Raw genomic sequence first — 16,575 nt, 5'->3', positions numbered from 1 at the left:
GCCAAGGACTAACCAGCAGGAACGAAAGCCTCAACACGGCGCAATTTTTCACCATTACGAGCTGGGATAACAACCACAATTGCACACATATCCCTTCCATCTTGAACAACTAGTTTTGAACGGACAAGAACCCCCTTCTCCTGAGTTGCAACCCTCTTACCTACCTCAGCACAACCAGCAGCCATAACAGAATCGGCTCCTAAAAAAGCTACTATTATCACGAATAATAAAACTTTTTTCATCACAGATATTTCAATAACCTATCCTCTTATCTTATGATAGGATCAAAAAAATAATGTCTTTTTTAGGGGTAATCTAAAGGGGGCAATTTAAAAATCACAAATGAAAAATAATTCATCCTCTCTCTTACAGAATAATGTATTAATAATAATCCAAACTTTTAAAAAATTCAAAATAAAATATTTTTAATAATAACAAAAAAGTTTATTGGATAAAATAATAAAATCTTAATACACAGTCTTACGAGAAATGAACAATTCTCAAATAAACTATTTCTTTTTATCACTATAGAAAAAAAATACTTCTACTCCATATAAACTTTATAGATTTATTTTGTTGTATTGCTTTGCTATAGGCTCTTTTTAAATGTTTAATTTTTTAAAAAAAAAGAAAGGACAACAGCATAAGCCATTTCACAGCCCTGCTCTCATCGAATTAGATGCACGACTAGATACAGCGCTTTATCACATTCGTTCTGCTAACAGTTTTTTTTGGAAAAAAGCAAAAATCATCTCTCAAAATTTTCATCTTCAAGGATGGAAACGCTTTGTCGTTGAAGTTATCGATGAAATATTAACATTAGGATTGATAGGCTTTACTCTTTTCACCATTTTGGGCATTTCTGTTTTTAAATTGACCCAAAAAGATTGGTCCTCTTCACAAAATTTTTCCATTCTTTTTCTCGATCGCTATGGAAATCCCATTGGTCACCGAGGTGCACTACTGGCGACCTCTGTCCCTGTTGAAGAAATGCCTGACACCGTTATTAAAGCAGTTCTCGCTACAGAAGACCGTCGTTTTTTCGATCATTGGGGCATTGATTTTCAAGGACTTACACGAGCAATTTCACAAAACATGCAAGCTAAAGGTGTCGTGCAAGGTGGTTCAACTCTTACACAACAATTGGCTAAAAATTTATTCTTAACAAATGAGCGGACCATAACACGTAAAATCAAAGAAGCTTATCTTGCTCTTTGGTTAGAGGCAAATTTTAGCAAAAAACAGATTTTGCAACTTTATCTTGATCGTGTCTATATGGGAGGAAATAATTTTGGTATTGCAGCAGCAGCAAAATTTTATTTTGGAAAAAACATACGTCATGTCTCCTTAAGTGAATCGGCTATGTTAGCAGGGCTCTTTAAAGCCCCAACAAAATATGCTCCTCATAGTCATCTCTTTGCGGCTCAAACACGTGCCAATGTTGTCCTTTCTAATCTTGTTAACAGCGGTTTTATGACAGAGAGTCAGATTATCAACGCACATCGCCACCCTGCTAGGGCACTTTCCAAAAGAGACAATAATCAGCCTGGCTATTTTCTTGATTGGGCATTCGAAGAAATTAAAAAAATGCGTGATCAACTTCCAAGTCATCATTTAATTATTCAAACAACCCTTGATCCAGAACTTCAAAAAGTAGCAGAAGAATCAATTGCCTATCATTTACATCAATATGGTCAACAATATCGCGTAACACAAGCAGCCACTGTTATACTCGACAATAACGGTGCTGTATGTGCAATTGTTGGAGGACTAGATTATAAAAAGAGTCAATTTAATAGAGCAACTCAAGGTGGCCGGCAACCTGGCTCTTCATTTAAACCTTATGTTTACGCAGCCGCATTAGAACGCGGTCTTTCACCTTCAACCACTGTTTTAGATGCACCCATTAATTGGGGAGGTTGGACACCCAAAAATAATTCTGGCCGTTATCTGGGAAAAATTGATTTAGCAACGGCTTTAGCCTTTTCTATTAATACAGTTCCTGTTTATCTCACATACCAATATCTTAACCGCGATACAAAACCCATCATAGATCTCATCAAGAATATGGGAATTAATGCACATATTTTATCACACAAAACGATGGTCCTTGGTACTTCCAACATGACCCCCATGGATCAAGCCACTGGATTTAATGTCTTTGCGAATGGTGGGATAGCTGGTAATCGTCATGGATTCACACAAATCAGAACACTCGATGGTCATTTAGTGTGGGATTTCGAGCATAACGGAAAAAAACTACACCGAGTTCTCAGCAAACAATCAGCGGCTTATATGAACCAAATGATGGTGGGTGTCACAACACGAGGATCCGGTAAGCGTGCGGCTCTCCCCATGACACTTGTTGCTGGGAAAACTGGAACATCACAATCCTATCGCGATGCTTGGTTTGTGGGCTTTACGGGCAATTATACTGGCGCAGTATGGATGGGAAATGATAACTTTTCACCCATGAATCGTGCTTTTGGGGGAGGCGTTCCCGCCATGATATGGCATCGCATCATGCTCGCAGCACACCAAAACATCATGCTCAAACAGCTCTACGGTGTTAAGGATTCTCTGCTTCCTTATCATCCTCAAACACCCTCCCCCCATACAGATTCTGAATTTTCCCCCCCAATACCCTCCAGGCTTTCTCCAGAAACATTGAATATCGTGCGCTTGATTAATAAAGATCTTAAAAAAAACTCTGCAATTTCTTTGAAAATAAAAACAACTGGAGATTCAACATTTTGAATTCAAAATATTCACTGATACTTTTTAATATTACTATTTTCTTTTTTATCTTCGCTTTTTCCATTTTATGGGGAACACTGAGTGTCGATTATGTGCTCAATTCCTTTCCTCATTTTGGACGCTTTACAATTGGAAAATGGAGTGCTTACCCACAAGTCAGCACCCCCAATATGGATCCTTACACCCGCGCCCGTACTACCAAACACGGCATTGTTTCACTTGGACGTACTGAAGGTATTCAATTCCAGATTTGGCAAGATAACCAAGGGCGTCCACTCCACCCTCATTGTCATTATTTGCTCAAAGGCGCCCTCCCAGAAACCAGGCTTTTTACCCTTTATACAGCTGATAAATCCCTTAAACCCTATACTTCATCAAAAGAAATACCTTTTGAACTCCACACGAACGCTATTACTTATGAGCATGATGGTACATTGCGCATCCATATTTCACCTACACCGCAAGCCGGCAATTGGCTTGCAACCGTTAGTCAAAAAGAATTCGGGCTTATTCTTACCTTATACGATACCTCCATCATCTCAGCAACAGCATTACAAAAGCTCACCATGCCCTCAATAGAACAAATCCCATCAGGACAAATAAATTGTGACTAGATTTATTCATACCGCACTTCTTGCGATCATTGGAGCTATTATTGTTCATATTTGTGTTCTCTTTCTGATCCCCGCTTGGACACAAAATAATATATGGACAGCCCTTAAAAAATCTGGCCCCCCTTATCAATTTGTTGATTTTACTCCCGATAATCCTATTCAACAATCTGCTGATCCACTCTTTCTTCTTAAAGTCTGTAGATTTAATCTTGAAAATGGACCTGTTCATTTAAAGGCTTTGAAAACACAACAATTTTGGTCACTGGCAGCCTACACACACAACGGAATTATTTTCTATAGCCTTAATGACGGAACAGCCCCTGATGCTACACTCGACCTTATCATTGGAAAACCCATACAAATAATAGAACTCAAAAAATTAAGACCTAAAACAAATGCTAGTTCAGTTTTAGTTGCTAAAAATTTGAATGAAGGTTTTGTCATTTTACGTATTTTTGCCCCCTCTTCCCTTGCAAAAAAAGAAAGTGAAGCTTTTCTTTCATCGGCGACCTGCCGCATATTTTATGAATAAAAATATCCTCACTTTTACAACAACTTACTTTTTAATAAAAACAAAACCTATCAAAACGGTTATCTTTTTCCCCTATCAATCGATATATCCGAATTTAGGTTTGTCTGATTTTAAATCCCTCAATTTTTTTATTGAGTGAGAATGAAATCTCTGTTGTACACACTCACCTTGTATCTGGTATCTAGATAATAATTTGATTATCTAATGATAATTTATTTAGACGTTGAATGAACGCTCCGAAGATTGTAGGTTTCTCTCATTCCAAACTTGTCCCATGTTGAATCAATCAAACCCGCGTCTTTTACATAAGACAAGCGAAATTGATGCCTTAATAGAAACTGTACAATAAAAAGTGCCTCTTCTGAACCATCTGTTCAAGGGCTGTGAATATTGGTGGTGAATAAATAGAATGATGGTGCGATTTTCTTTTTCATAAACGTAAAGATGGAGATGCTCTATTGCTTTATCGTTATCCCTTCATAAGCGTTGTCACAAAATGGTTGTGGCGAGTAAGATATCTCTTTAAAACAAACACCGTGAATTTGGTACTCTAATGGTGTTCCGTTATTCGATAAGCCTATTTGACAAAAAATTTCCCGCAATGAGAAGAGAAAAAGGAAAGTTCTAAACAAATATGCTGTTAACAATCGTAAAACTTGTTATTTGAGTTTATTGCTATTTATTGACAAATATTTTCCTAAAATTTCTCGTCAATGACAGAATAAAGTGCTGAAAAAACACTTATTCCCTTCAATGAAAGCCCTAAAATAATTGCTAAAAATTGATGAGATATCATGCATCCTTGACCTCAAAAATAAGTGCTTTACTTTTGTCTTATGAGCAAAAGCTTTTTGTAGGATATGTCATCTGAGCAAACTTTGCTTATAGTTTACAGTCGAGGGGAAAAAACTTCATGAAGAAGAAATATGTCCGGTTAATTTCAAGAGCAGCAGTATGGTCCCCTCGATTTGGGGGATTAGCGTTTTTTATTTTATTATTTTCGGTCATCTTACAACGTTTTTCCATCATTCATGTAACCGACTTTATAATTTTGATCAGTATCTCTACTGGCTGTGTGATTATTTCTCTTTTTTTCGCTATTAAAGCACTTCATAGTCTGTGGGTCTGTGGGGCTCTAGGGGGAATGAAAGCTTTAAAGGGAATTATTTATTCACTCATAACAGCAATACCATTGGTATTATTTTTTGGACTTTGGTTTACCTTGCCTGCTCTTTACGATATTTCTACCGATACACAAAGACCACCGGCTTTTTTTCGCACAATACGTCCCAGCGATGCTTTACCACTCAAAAGTGTTTTGCTCGAACAAGAAACATTACAAAGGTCACAATGGCCAGGAATATCAGGGCGCCGTTATGATGGCGCACCTGAACACATTCGCGAATCCGTTCTCAACGTTTTAGCTGCGTATGATTGGCCTATTATAGCAGAACGAGAATTTAAAGGAGAAGAAAATGAGATTTATATTGAAACGAGAGCTAAAACTTTTTATCTTGGTTTTATTTCGGATATCGTGATCCGCTTAACTGATGAAGGTGATACCACCTTTGTTGATATGCGTTCTGCTTCTCGTTATTTGCCAAGAGATTTGGGGACTAATGCTGCCTTTATTATCGACTTTATGGATGCCCTTGATACGGAAATCGCCTCACTTCCTCTCTCACAAGATGATGGATAACAATCAAAAGATATAAGCTACTTTATTTCATAAAAATAGCTTATATTTCAATGAATTATAATATATAAGAAAATAATCACTTTTCAAAAGCTACAAACCGAGCATCTTATAGAAAAGACAATAATCTCAAACCGAACCATTGTTGAAATCATTAAAAAATTCAAAAATAGGAAATAAAAAACAAAACTCTTGATGATAATGCTGATATTAAAGAATCTGTCTAACTGTAATCAGTAAATCTTTTTTAAAGTTTAATATTATAAAACTCATATAAAAACATTATCATATAAATAATATATACAAATAAAAAATTTTATAGAAATTAATATAACAAATATAATTAATAAAAATGTGCTTAACAATTTTTTTACAATTTATTTTTTATTATAAGCTTTAGATTTATAACGTAAAAACATTGCATAGAAAAATATAAATAAAGCACCTATAGAAAATAATAATTTTACAATAAACGAATAATATCGCTCATAAAAAAAATATTTACAAATTTACAAAATAATTATTATTTAATCTGATGATATATTATAATATATATTGTATGTATAAAAATTTTTATTCTAAAATATATATTTATTCATGAATAATTTTATATATAAATAATAATTTATTATAAAAAATATGCGAATAATAATTTATAATTATATTCTTAAAATAATGATAATAACGTAATTCTATATTATTTTAAAATTCCTATATATTTAACTAATAAAATTCCAAAATAATATAATATAAAAAACGTAATTGTTGATAATATTGTTCTTTTTATACTCCAGTTCTTACCTTTAGATCTATTGTAAAAAAAAACGTTAAAAATCCATATATAAACGTTGCCGATAAGGAGCTAATAAAACTATGCATAACAAAAAAATCCAAATAAAATATCTATTATCATAAACAAAAATATCCCTGAAATCAGTTGAACCATAGCTTTAAAGTATGTTTACAATATCACTGATCTCAGAAATATCTTTATCGTTATTTTCTAAATAAATTAGAAGCAGTATTCCTCCATTTTACGGATGGCATTAATTGTATTTATCTATAAAACCGGTAGCAGCTCCTTCTAATCCGCCTGCTACGGCTCCTTCCGGACCCAATAATGTACCAGTAATACCTCCTTTAATCCTCCTACTATGCCGCCTGAACCTGATACTTGGGAATGAGTGTCTGCGCTACAATCATCTTCTTCTGGAAAAAGCCAACTTTTGGGTTGTGAATTACTACTTGAATCATCTGATGAGCATGCTATTTGGCAAAAAATTAAATATAATTTGTAAAAATATATAAATTATAATAAATAATAAAATAATGATAATAATGTAATTCTATATTATTATAAAATTCCCATATATCTAACTAATAAACTTCCAGAATAATATAATATAAAAAATATAATTGTTGATAATATTATTCTTTTTATACTCCAGTTCTCACCTTTAAATCTATTGAAAAAAAACATGAAAAATCCAAATGCAATTGCTGTCACTAAGGAACTAATAAAAGTATACATAACAAAAAAATCCAAAATAAAATATCTATTATCATAAAAAAATATCCCTGAAATCAGTTGAACCATAGCTTTAAAGTATGTTTACAATATCACTGATCACGAATGGCATTGTTTGTACTTATCTATAAAACCGTTAGCAGCTCCTCCTATTCCGCCGCTTAATGCTCCACTGAGTAAGCCAGCACCTGCACCTCCTGGTCTAGCAATAGAACCTCCAGCTGCACCAGCACCACCTCCTAATATTGCTCCTACAATGCCACCTGTACCTGCTGCTTGGGCATAAGCGTCTGTACTATAATCATCTTCTGGAAAAAGCCAGCTGTGTGGACGTAAGTTACTAATTGAATCATTTGATGAACTTGCCCCCCCATTTTAATCCTCCTAATATCTATTAAAAAACTGTATCACAATAATACAGTGGGAGCTGTCATTATTATGCTACCCAAAGAATGTCAAATATAATTTTAAAAAATATAAATATAAATAATAAATACATTATGTTTATATTATATTCTTACAAATTGTATATTTCAATTAAGCAATAATAATATTTACAATACTGTTAAAATATGTGACATCCATCGCTCTTTCTCTTAAACAAACATAAATTCAAATGAGTCATTCGCAAGAAAAGCTAGTATCATTCTCTTGGTTTACAAGAACAACAAAGAAATATATTTATTATGTCATCGAACTCAGTTGCGTTGCTGTTGTTTTGCATTTGCTGGGTTTGGTGAATCCTTTTATTTTTCAAGCAATTATTGACCGCATTTTCCCTTTTCAGTGCCTTGAAAGTCTCTATGCTATCGTTGTCTTGATGGTTGCTATCATGCTGTTTAGTACCGCTCTTAGCACTCTATCAGGTTACCTAGGAACTTATTTAGCCAATCGGCTTACGCTAGAGTTTGGATAGCATATTTATACCCATCTTTTAAGCCTCTCCTTGTCTGTGTTACGTCATTGGAAAGTGGGGGAACTGTTTTCGCGTATTGGATAGGTTAACACAATTCGCGGGTTTCTAACAGGAACCATCGCCACAACTGTCCTGAATGTTTTGTTTGCCATTATTTATCTTGCTGAACTCTCTTCCATTAGTCCGAAACTTACCTTTATTGTTCTTATCATTTTTTCCTTACAAATGGGCTCTTTGGCATCGGTTGATCCCTTTTTACGCCGCCAATTACGCCGTACATTCACTCTGCAAGCCGCCCATAAATCACGCCTTATTGAAAGCTTTACCAATCTTGAAGCCATCAAAGCACACGTAAAAAGAATCTGCTCATACAATACGTATGCAAGAAACTTTAGCCCGCAGCCTCGATCAAAGTCTTACGACCAGTAAATTTCATCTTTTAAATGGGGCTTTAAGCCATATTTTTGGTGATCTTTTCACCATTTTTATCATCTTTTTTGGCGCCCAAGCAGTGCTGCAAAATCAAATCACACTAGGACAACTTATTGCTTTTCATCTTCTCGTTGGCAATGTTTCTGGTCCTATCTTAAGCCTTGCCTCCCTGTGGGAAGAATGGCAGCATTTGAAAATCTCTCGTCTTCGTTTGGGTGATATTCTTAACGCACCTTCAGAATGGGAAGAAGCCCCCCCCTTCAACTCACCACAAATCCTCAACTTGAAGCTAAAAATATCTGTTTTTCTTATGGAGAAACACCTTTTACCTGACCTTGCCCTGCTTTCGGTGGCATTCTTTTTGGCTGCGAAGTCACCTCTGTATTTTCTGCTGTCATCAAATACTTTCTCCAGATAACAAAAAAAACCCGCAAATGCAGGGCTCTAAACGATCATATCATTTAAAAGGATTTTAACGAGAAACGATCTACTGTAATTTTGGACGCAATTCGACCAGTACAGCAGCGCTATAAAACACCATTATTTACACCATGTCAACAAAAAATCACGATATTGTATATTTTTTTATTTTATTGCCTAAATCTAGTATCTTTAATAGCCAAAATCTCGTAATTGTCTCATCTAAACGAATCAATTATATGACTGAGAACTGCTAAAAAGGGGGGAAACTATGGAACCAATATCAATATATTTGGGCGCAATAGTAGAAATAATTAATATACTGTCTGTACCAGGTCCTCGAGGACTTCGAGCTTTGATAATAATGTCGATTGTTTCTATTTTCTTCATAATCTTCTCAAGATATGAATGGTATATACGCTTCTATGAAATAGAAGAGGAGGATATTCATATCACGTGCATACTGATATTTATAGCGATAATATTTACAGGAGTTCTTCTCTATGAATTTCCAGATGAAGGGCTAGTCGTACTTGCCTGTATGCTGCCCACCCTCTTCTTTTGGTTTCTCTGGCATATAGGATTTGAAGAGCTAACTTTACTCATAATAGGCCTCGCTATCCTTCATTTTTTAAAAGTCTCAACAAACACTTTATTAATGATAATAATTTTCTTTGTTTATCTATATAAGCTTCTAGATAAGCTTCTAGTATCAAGAGAATATAAAAAGCTATATTATACTCATAATAATCTAGTTAATTCTTATAATTTAGTGATAAAAGACCGTGACAACGCTATCAGAGAGCGAGATGAAGCAATTGAAGAACGGGACAAATTAAAAAAGAAATTCAAACATTTAAATTACTTAGATGATCACTTTTAAACCAACATAGCTATAAACTTTTGTGAAAAACCAGCCTTGGCTTCAGTTTGTTAACAGCTAATCGTTCAAGCTAAGCTATCTTCCCACCTCTTCAGAAATAAAAAGGGGGCTTTTTGCACACAGAATAAGTTATTTTCCTAGTTTTTAAGAGACGTACAGAAAAACATTTCACATCATATTACAAAAAACTCCATAAAACATTTACCATTTATTTTTTGTCAAAATATTTCTGGGGAGCATTCAGAGCAATTTGCAAAGAATTCACAAGATGTGGCAATGTTTGATCTTCTACAACAAGATATTGTAAAGACGTATAAAGATTATACTGTCTATAGAGATGTTGTGTTTCTTTTATCGCCTCTTGCATATTAGAAAACTGTTCTGTTGCAAATTCAACCCATTTTTCTCTTGCTGTCTCATCAGAAGATGATGGTATTTCATCATACACAGCGCTTGGCAAACCTTTTGCACACGAATAGTCATTTTTTACTTCAAGATATTTTTGCGCAGCATCATACTGTTCTTGGGTAAGCACACCTTTTAAACACAGCCGCCCAACATAAGTACCAGAAAGCGGATTTTTAGCCTCTTCTATGGTCAAGCAGAAGCGCTTTGCACGCATTTCAATTGCCAATTGATTAACAGGATCTTGACGTACTGTTACTTGTGAAATGTAAGCATCTTGCTTTCTCATACATCCCCTCATCTATGGAAACTCACATTTTTTTCTTTTTGCTATATCTTTAAATCAAAACGGCATGCTGTCATGAGCAGATATGCTATAATCGGAGGCACCTGAAGCGATAGCATAACTTTGAGAAGTAATGGGTGAAGGAGTGGATTGCTCTTTTTTTGCATCAAGCAACTGCAATTCGCCTTTATATTGTGACAAGATAATCTCTGTTGTGAAGCGGTCAATACTGTTTTTATCTTGCCATTTACGGGTTTGTAATTTGCCTTCTACGTAAACTTTTGAACCTTTGTGTAAATACTGAAGCGCAATTTTTGCCAAATGTGGATTAAAAACCACCACGGAATGCCATTCTGTTTTCTCTACTTTTTGATTGGTATTTTTATCCGTATAGCTCTCAGACGTCGCCAACCGAAAATTGACAACTTCAGCACCAGAATTCATTGTTTTGCTTTCAGGATCTGCCCCTAAATAGCCAATTAAGATCACTTTATTCAACATGTTTGTAAGTTCCATTTGATTTGCACTTTAAAACGTATAAAATCCTAGAATAATTTGATTATTTATTAAATAATTTCAAAAGGATATTATTATTTTTTAACATATAAAATTATGTTTACATAACAAATTAATAAATAATCGATTGACATACGCGTATGGTGTATCGTATCAAGTAACAAAAGGGGTCATATATGGCAATCGTTAGTTTTAAGCATAAAGGCTTGAAGTTATTTTTCGAAAAAGGAATCTGTAAAGGAATACAACATGCACATGCTAAAAACTAGCTAACATTTTGGCAATTTTAGATACGATATTTGCTCCCGAACAAATGACGATTAGATCCTATCGTCTCCACGAACTTACAGGCGATTTAAAGGGTTATTGGTTTCTATGCATGTCAATGAAAATTGGCGTGTTACTTTTCGTTTCATTGGAACAGACGTTGAACTGGTTGATTACCAAGATTACCATTGATTTTTGAGGTGTTATTATGATGTACAATCCCCCACACCCTGGTGGCATTTTGAAAGAAGAATTGCTTGATGAATTAGGTCTAACAGTAACAGAAGCTGCAAATCATCTCGGCGTTGCACGTTTAACTTTATCACGTGTTTTAAACTGTCATGCTGCAATTAGTATTAACCTTGCTTTACGCTTAGAAAAGGCTGGTTTAAATGATGCGGAATTTTGGCTTAAATTGCAACAAAAACATGATCTATGGCAAGCACGACATAATAACCCCATACCGGATATTTCGTCTTTAGAACAAGTAAGCCATCCTTAGCAGTTAAGACTTGGCTTGATCGATTTTTCAAAAACACATCAAATAGCCTTTGATAATTTTTTGATTTTTTCATTTAACTCGTCTATTAACGGTTCAAAACTCAATACACTTTTTGGCAAATTACCACCGTAAATCCATGCCTTCACTTGCGCTTTGGTACTAAAATCCGCATTCTTAGGTATTTCGTAATACTGACCGCCATCAAACTTTTCACACTCTCTCCTGCCATCTTCATATTCGTAGAGGTTGTAAAAATACTCTGCTGCTCCATCTCCCCATGGTACATGCCCCACCACCGTTGCTATAATTTTTTTTTGCTGTTTTGATTTACGGTTTCTTAAGAACATCTGATTTAATATTCCTTATCTAAATCCATAACTTTACCAATGGATTTATTTACCTCAAATTGGACCGTACAGAGCATTTTATATTGTGGATGTTTTTTATCATAAAAATCCAAAATCGCTCTGTACGGTGCTATTTTATTGATTTAAACGCATATCTATTCCCAAAATGATCAGCACTTTTCACTACTTTGCTGTTTTTAGGCTGCTTTTGAATTGTTATCATGCTCTTCACTAGGCTCGCCTATTCTCATGAATGAAATGCGTTTACCACCTAATGCCTTGTTACGTGTATTTTCAATGGCTATAAAAACTTTCTCAGCAGCTCCAGAAAGTCCGTTTTCTAAATCACGACAATACTGTGCAAGATCAGCACATGAAGGGGCAAACATTGTTGACATGCCTTTGGCTTCTCCACGTATAAGATTTTTAACAGCTTGCAATAAAGACCAGAGTGAAATGCCGTTAAGAGCAGCGATATAAGCCTTTGCACGTGCTTGTGCATTGGAAACTTTTTGCATTGTCAAGCCACCTTCAAGCACATCAAGAGCCTCAGCAATGTCTTCAACAGACGCTTTCAAGGTAAGTAAGTTTTGAACTGTCTGATAAGTTTCGAAAGCTTGTTCCTCTAGAGCTGGTGTCAATTTCACGCCACTGATCAAGGCCCATGGATACTCCCTTGTGACGTATTGCGCCATCTGTCGTGCAATGTTTTGAAGTGGATTCACTAAATCCTGCTTCACGGATAAGGTTACGGATTGTCTCTCCGGTACCACCACGAGTTCCTTGATCTTTTGAAAAGTTTTCATTGTTTCCACCATTGTTGTTTGTGTTTTTTCTAAATCATCAACCGCCTTGCGTACCCAATTACGCCACGTTGCTTGCCAATCGATTTTGGTTGCATTTGCTCCAGCTTTTGAACGCCAGTAATCTCGAAACTTTGCGATTTCGACCTTGATACGCTCTGGAGGCAAGCCCTCTGCAATGGCAAAATCGTAATCGGGTTCGAAATCATCTGGCAATCGACAACCTCGATTAGCTTTCGCACGTTTTGCTTTTTTCGGAACGCTTTCTTGCTCGTGAATGGGAGGTTGGTTTTTTGATGATATTTCGATTTGTTCTGATTGGCTTTTGAGAGCATCATCTTCTGTTGGCTCTTCAACCAAATCGGTTGTTTCTAAATTTTCAGAACCAATTTCTTTTTTTTGCTAATACGATAGTATTAGTTTTTTTATTATAACTGTTATTGTTAATGTTATATGGTATCGTTTCCGTATCGCTTTCGTATTCATTCCGTATAGAATCCGTATCATTTCCGTATTTATGTTGTATAGATTCCGTACTACACTTTACGTTTTTTTCTTTAGACTTTTTCCATCTAGCACTAACAGCTTTTGATGCCGCTTCTGATTTTCCTACGCTATCATTTAATTCTGCTTCAACATCTAGATTCCATAAACGACCATCTGCTAAACGAATAATATGACCAGTGCTCTGTAAAACGTCTAATGCTTTGACAAATGTTTTTACTGAGTAACCAGTATAATTAGCCCAAACCTTAATGTTATTTAAAAGAGGCTTACCAGTGTGAAGCATTTGCAACCGTAACCTCATATATATATTGCCTTCAATAGAAGACAAATAAGTGAGATCAAAAATCCATTTATCAGCAAAAAGCCTTGTCCATGGTATTTTACTGGACATGTGTGCCCCCTTCTTTCTTTAAATATAAAATTGCCAAAGCATCTGCTTCGTTGTCATCTTTAGGCGCGTGCCCTTTTGCACGCACCGCTTTAATCATTTCTTCTTTTGAAGCATTCCCCTTCCCCGTTGCCGCTTTCTTAATCGTACCAACTGGAATACCTTCATACGGTATCTGATGATGTTCACACCAAGCCGTTAAAGTTGCTAGAAAGCCACCGTAAACATGCGCTGCATCAGTCCCCACATGCCGGCGTACTTCTTCAAAATACACAGCATCAATTTCATCAACAGACCTCTTTAGTTCAGTAAGCCATTTCTTAAAGCGCAGATAACGCATACCACCGCCTTCAAAACGGCGCGATTGAAAATGTTCTGTATCGCTTGTTATGTGACCATCAGCACCGCATATAGCCCAGCCAGTCTTGGTCCCTAGATCAAGACAGAGAATAGTTTGTGCATGCGTGATCATAATCCCCCCTTAAGGCTGTTGTGTGTTTATGCGTGCATCATGACAGAGCGTGTATGATTGAGTTTTTAAAAATTGTGCTGCTGGTGCTCGTTATTATCTCTAGAAGCAGGTGTGAAAGCAGATGCTTGAGATGATATAGTCTCATATGATTGCCCTCCATAAAAAAACGAGAAAAAATCTTCTGCCTTAATCGGTGCTCCAATTCTTTTGGCTTCATTTAAAAGAATTGGGATATGTTTTGTCGGAATTCTCCCACCAGTTCCACCTTTTGATACAGGACGCAGCCAGGCATACACACGTGTTCTATGAACTCCGAGCAACTGAGATACTCTACGAACCCCACCTAACAGATTTATTATTTCATAAAATTGTTTCATAATTCGCGTTGTAGCTTATTTAGGTACAAAATCAATAGATAATGTAACGAAAACCACAAAAGATTTTTTTTCTAATAAAGATATAATGGAAACCATGAATAACATTATGAAAATTTGGCTAAGTGAAGCCTTACAAGAATCTGGATTGTCTCAATCATCGCTTGCTAGACAACTAAGTGAGAAGATGCAGCGCTCTATCTATCGCTCTGCCGTCAATAAAATGCTAACGGGTGAACGAGGAATAAGTATGCAAGAGGGTATGGCAATTGAAGAAATCACAAAATATCCTCTTCCACGAAAAAAAACTATACCTTTAATGGGTTATGTAGGAGCAGGTTCAGAAATTATCCCCTACGAAGACGGTTGGCTTGAAGAAGTAGAAATCCCCCCATACATTACAAAAGATACATACGCGGTAAAAGTTGAGGGCGACTCAATGGAACCTTTCATTGAGGATAAATCTATTTTATTTTATTCAGAAAACATTTCTCCAAGTTTACTTCTTAATAAAAAAGCAATTGTCTATACGCAAGATGGACGCTGTTTTGTCAAAATAATAAAACACGGTAGTAAACCTGGTTTATTTAATTTAGAGAGTTTAAATAGATTATATCCAGAAATAAAAGATATTGCATTAGTTTGGGCGGCACCTATAGACTGGATAAAACCACCAAGATTTTAGAATATTTAAACCCAATAAAATTGTATTATTAAAGCTCTAGCTATTCTAAGCATATCCCCCTCTTTTTTAGTGATTACAGCTTTAATTTTTTAAGTGATTTTTTTATATTTATATAAAAAGTTTCTAAAATCGTTACATTTATGTTTACATAAGTTCCTAAATACGCTACATTAGTATCCATAAATTAACACAAACAATCGCTATTAGGCGTTAGGGAGGGGAAATTATGGAAAAGCCAATTCTCATAAATTCTAATGAAATTCTCTTAGTTCATTCAGTTTACTTCGATAGAGATGAACACATTGCAGAATCTGGACCGCTTGATGCAAGTCAAATTCTAAGCATTGTTAATGGGGTAGATGATGTTATCCAAATCTTTCGTATAAATCCTTCTGAAAATAGTTGTGAAGACATTTCTGAAGAAATTGCAGACGCATATGTAGAAGAAAATATCAAACATCTCTATGAGGAGAGCAAGGTTCATTACTTTATACGCGAAAGTGATATCTACAATGAAATTTTAGATGATTTAGCAAAAGAAAGATATAATGATGAGGTCTACGGTACTTATGAACAACAGCACCGTTTAACTCCTTGGAATGTCCTTCCAAACTACCCAAGCTATACGTCACGTTTCTAAAAACACCCCTTTTTCAAAAAATTATCACACAAACCAATGCCGTTCTTTTCAAGAGCGGCAAAGGGAGAGTCTAACTTAAAGGAAATAAATCATGGAAAAGAAATATGAACTAACAGATGAGTCAATCGAAGTTGATGGTCACACTCTCCACCGCATACGTGCTTTAAGAGACTTTGGAGATATTAAGACTGGTGACCTAGGTGGCTTTATTGAACATGAAAGGAACTTAAACCATGAAGACGACTGTTGGATTGCTAATAATGCCCGGGTTTATGATTATGCACGTATCTATCATAATGCCAAGGTTTATGACAATGCTAAGATTTATGGGAATGCCCTTGTTTATGATGATGCAGAAATTTTTAATGACGCCAAAGTTTTTGGCTTTGCAGAAATTTCTTTTAATGTTCGTATTTTTGGAAAGGCTAAAGTTACTGGTGAAGCCAAGATTTATGACGGAGCGCATGTTTATGAAAAAGCTACGGTTGGCGGTCACGCAGAGGTCTCTGGTAATGCTCGTGTGTTTGGTGGTTCTATTGTTTGTGATAGTGCTAAAGTAACCGGAAATACAAAAGTATCCGGAAACGACACCGTTTTAAGGTAGG

General features: G+C 35.6%; 20 protein-coding genes and 2 pseudogenes. 14 read left to right on the top strand and 8 right to left on the bottom strand.

Annotated features, from left to right (window positions below; all coding sequences use genetic code 11):
* Positions 1-8: 8 nt before the first annotated feature.
* Complete coding sequence (locus tag D1092_RS01615) at positions 9-245, bottom strand: hypothetical protein (protein WP_120121889.1); 237 nt, start codon at positions 243-245, stop codon at positions 9-11.
* Between the two features lie 361 nt (positions 246-606).
* Between D1092_RS01615 and D1092_RS01610 the strand changes: the two genes are divergently transcribed.
* The 9 genes from D1092_RS01610 to D1092_RS01570 all read left to right on the top strand — a co-directional run bounded on the left by D1092_RS01610 (position 607) and on the right by D1092_RS01570 (position 9,778).
* Positions 607-2,757 carry a transglycosylase domain-containing protein gene (locus tag D1092_RS01610; protein WP_120121888.1) on the top strand — a complete coding sequence of 717 codons (2,151 nt, stop codon included), beginning with the start codon at positions 607-609 and terminating at the stop codon, positions 2,755-2,757.
* A gap of 17 nt (positions 2,758-2,774) precedes the next feature.
* On the top strand, positions 2,775-3,371 hold the full coding sequence (locus tag D1092_RS01605; protein WP_120122747.1) for a DUF1214 domain-containing protein: 597 nt from the start codon (positions 2,775-2,777) through the stop codon (positions 3,369-3,371).
* Positions 3,364-3,903: a DUF1254 domain-containing protein gene (locus tag D1092_RS01600; RefSeq protein ID WP_120121887.1), complete on the top strand. Its 540-nt coding sequence runs from the start codon at positions 3,364-3,366 to the stop codon at positions 3,901-3,903. The genes D1092_RS01605 and D1092_RS01600 overlap by 8 nt, the downstream gene beginning before the upstream one ends.
* A gap of 913 nt (positions 3,904-4,816) precedes the next feature.
* Positions 4,817-5,602 carry a DUF1499 domain-containing protein gene (locus tag D1092_RS01595; RefSeq protein ID WP_120121886.1) on the top strand — a complete coding sequence of 262 codons (786 nt, stop codon included), beginning with the start codon at positions 4,817-4,819 and terminating at the stop codon, positions 5,600-5,602.
* A 1,640-nt stretch (positions 5,603-7,242) separates the two neighbouring features.
* Positions 7,243-7,413, top strand: a complete 171-nt coding sequence (locus tag D1092_RS09445) for a hypothetical protein (RefSeq protein ID WP_167309295.1) — start codon at positions 7,243-7,245, stop codon at positions 7,411-7,413.
* A 330-nt stretch (positions 7,414-7,743) separates the two neighbouring features.
* The gene (locus tag D1092_RS09440; RefSeq protein WP_167309294.1) at positions 7,744-8,043 is read left to right on the top strand and encodes a 6TM ABC transporter family protein; all 300 of its coding nucleotides are present in this window, start codon (positions 7,744-7,746) and stop codon (positions 8,041-8,043) included.
* Between the two features lie 141 nt (positions 8,044-8,184).
* Complete coding sequence (locus tag D1092_RS09770) at positions 8,185-8,472, top strand: 6TM ABC transporter family protein (RefSeq protein WP_241440201.1); 288 nt, start codon at positions 8,185-8,187, stop codon at positions 8,470-8,472.
* The gene (locus tag D1092_RS09765; RefSeq protein ID WP_241440200.1) at positions 8,423-8,893 is read left to right on the top strand and encodes a 6TM ABC transporter family protein; all 471 of its coding nucleotides are present in this window, start codon (positions 8,423-8,425) and stop codon (positions 8,891-8,893) included. The genes D1092_RS09770 and D1092_RS09765 overlap by 50 nt, the downstream gene beginning before the upstream one ends.
* A 273-nt stretch (positions 8,894-9,166) precedes the next feature.
* On the top strand, positions 9,167-9,778 hold the full coding sequence (locus tag D1092_RS01570; protein WP_120121884.1) for a hypothetical protein: 612 nt from the start codon (positions 9,167-9,169) through the stop codon (positions 9,776-9,778).
* Between the two features lie 208 nt (positions 9,779-9,986).
* Here the strand turns inward: D1092_RS01570 and D1092_RS01565 are convergent, their stop codons facing one another.
* Positions 9,987-10,472, bottom strand: a complete 486-nt coding sequence (locus D1092_RS01565) for a hypothetical protein (protein WP_120121883.1) — start codon at positions 10,470-10,472, stop codon at positions 9,987-9,989.
* A gap of 54 nt (positions 10,473-10,526) precedes the next feature.
* Positions 10,527-10,970 (bottom strand): single-stranded DNA-binding protein, encoded by a 444-nt coding sequence (gene ssb, locus D1092_RS01560; protein WP_120121882.1) that lies wholly within the window; start codon positions 10,968-10,970, stop codon positions 10,527-10,529.
* 191 nt (positions 10,971-11,161) lie between these two features.
* On the opposite strand from ssb, the pseudogene D1092_RS10070 reads away from it, so the two are divergent.
* Together D1092_RS10070 and D1092_RS01550 are read left to right on the top strand one after the other, a co-directional pair.
* Positions 11,162-11,444 (top strand): annotated as a pseudogene (locus D1092_RS10070) (type II toxin-antitoxin system RelE/ParE family toxin).
* Between the two features lie 16 nt (positions 11,445-11,460).
* Complete coding sequence (locus D1092_RS01550; protein WP_034988160.1) at positions 11,461-11,754, top strand: HigA family addiction module antitoxin; 294 nt, start codon at positions 11,461-11,463, stop codon at positions 11,752-11,754.
* A gap of 38 nt (positions 11,755-11,792) precedes the next feature.
* Here D1092_RS01550 and D1092_RS01545 read toward each other — a convergent pair whose 3' ends face one another.
* From D1092_RS01545 to D1092_RS01525, 5 genes and pseudogenes are all read right to left on the bottom strand, one after another.
* Complete coding sequence (locus D1092_RS01545; RefSeq protein WP_120121881.1) at positions 11,793-12,101, bottom strand: hypothetical protein; 309 nt, start codon at positions 12,099-12,101, stop codon at positions 11,793-11,795.
* 197 nt (positions 12,102-12,298) lie between these two features.
* A complete protein-coding gene (locus tag D1092_RS09605; protein WP_174767378.1) occupies positions 12,299-12,679 on the bottom strand; it encodes a hypothetical protein in 381 nt (126 codons plus the stop codon).
* Positions 12,663-13,802, bottom strand: a pseudogene (locus D1092_RS01535) (hypothetical protein). Before D1092_RS01535 ends, D1092_RS09605 begins: the two are co-directional and overlap by 17 nt.
* Positions 13,792-14,271 (bottom strand): crossover junction endodeoxyribonuclease RuvC, encoded by a 480-nt coding sequence (locus D1092_RS01530; RefSeq protein ID WP_120121880.1) that lies wholly within the window; start codon positions 14,269-14,271, stop codon positions 13,792-13,794. Before D1092_RS01530 ends, D1092_RS01535 begins: the two are co-directional and overlap by 11 nt.
* Before the next feature lie 65 nt (positions 14,272-14,336).
* Positions 14,337-14,648 carry a helix-turn-helix domain-containing protein gene (locus D1092_RS01525; protein WP_120121879.1) on the bottom strand — a complete coding sequence of 104 codons (312 nt, stop codon included), beginning with the start codon at positions 14,646-14,648 and terminating at the stop codon, positions 14,337-14,339.
* An 85-nt stretch (positions 14,649-14,733) separates the two neighbouring features.
* Here D1092_RS01525 and D1092_RS01520 point away from each other — a divergent pair, with 85 nt between their 5' ends.
* From D1092_RS01520 to D1092_RS01510, 3 genes are all read left to right on the top strand, one after another.
* Positions 14,734-15,330 (top strand): S24 family peptidase, encoded by a 597-nt coding sequence (locus D1092_RS01520; RefSeq protein ID WP_120121878.1) that lies wholly within the window; start codon positions 14,734-14,736, stop codon positions 15,328-15,330.
* 226 nt (positions 15,331-15,556) lie between these two features.
* Entirely contained in the window at positions 15,557-15,970 is a 414-nt protein-coding gene (locus tag D1092_RS01515; RefSeq protein ID WP_120121877.1) for a hypothetical protein, read from the top strand.
* A 91-nt stretch (positions 15,971-16,061) separates the two neighbouring features.
* Complete coding sequence (locus D1092_RS01510; protein WP_120121876.1) at positions 16,062-16,574, top strand: hypothetical protein; 513 nt, start codon at positions 16,062-16,064, stop codon at positions 16,572-16,574.
* Position 16,575: the final 1 nt, after the last annotated feature.

The organism is Bartonella krasnovii, assembly GCF_003606345.3.
Taxonomy (GTDB): domain Bacteria; phylum Pseudomonadota; class Alphaproteobacteria; order Rhizobiales; family Rhizobiaceae; genus Bartonella; species Bartonella krasnovii.
The sequence above is the reverse complement of the archived record's forward strand: the minus strand, read 5'-3'. Positions and strand labels throughout refer to the sequence as shown.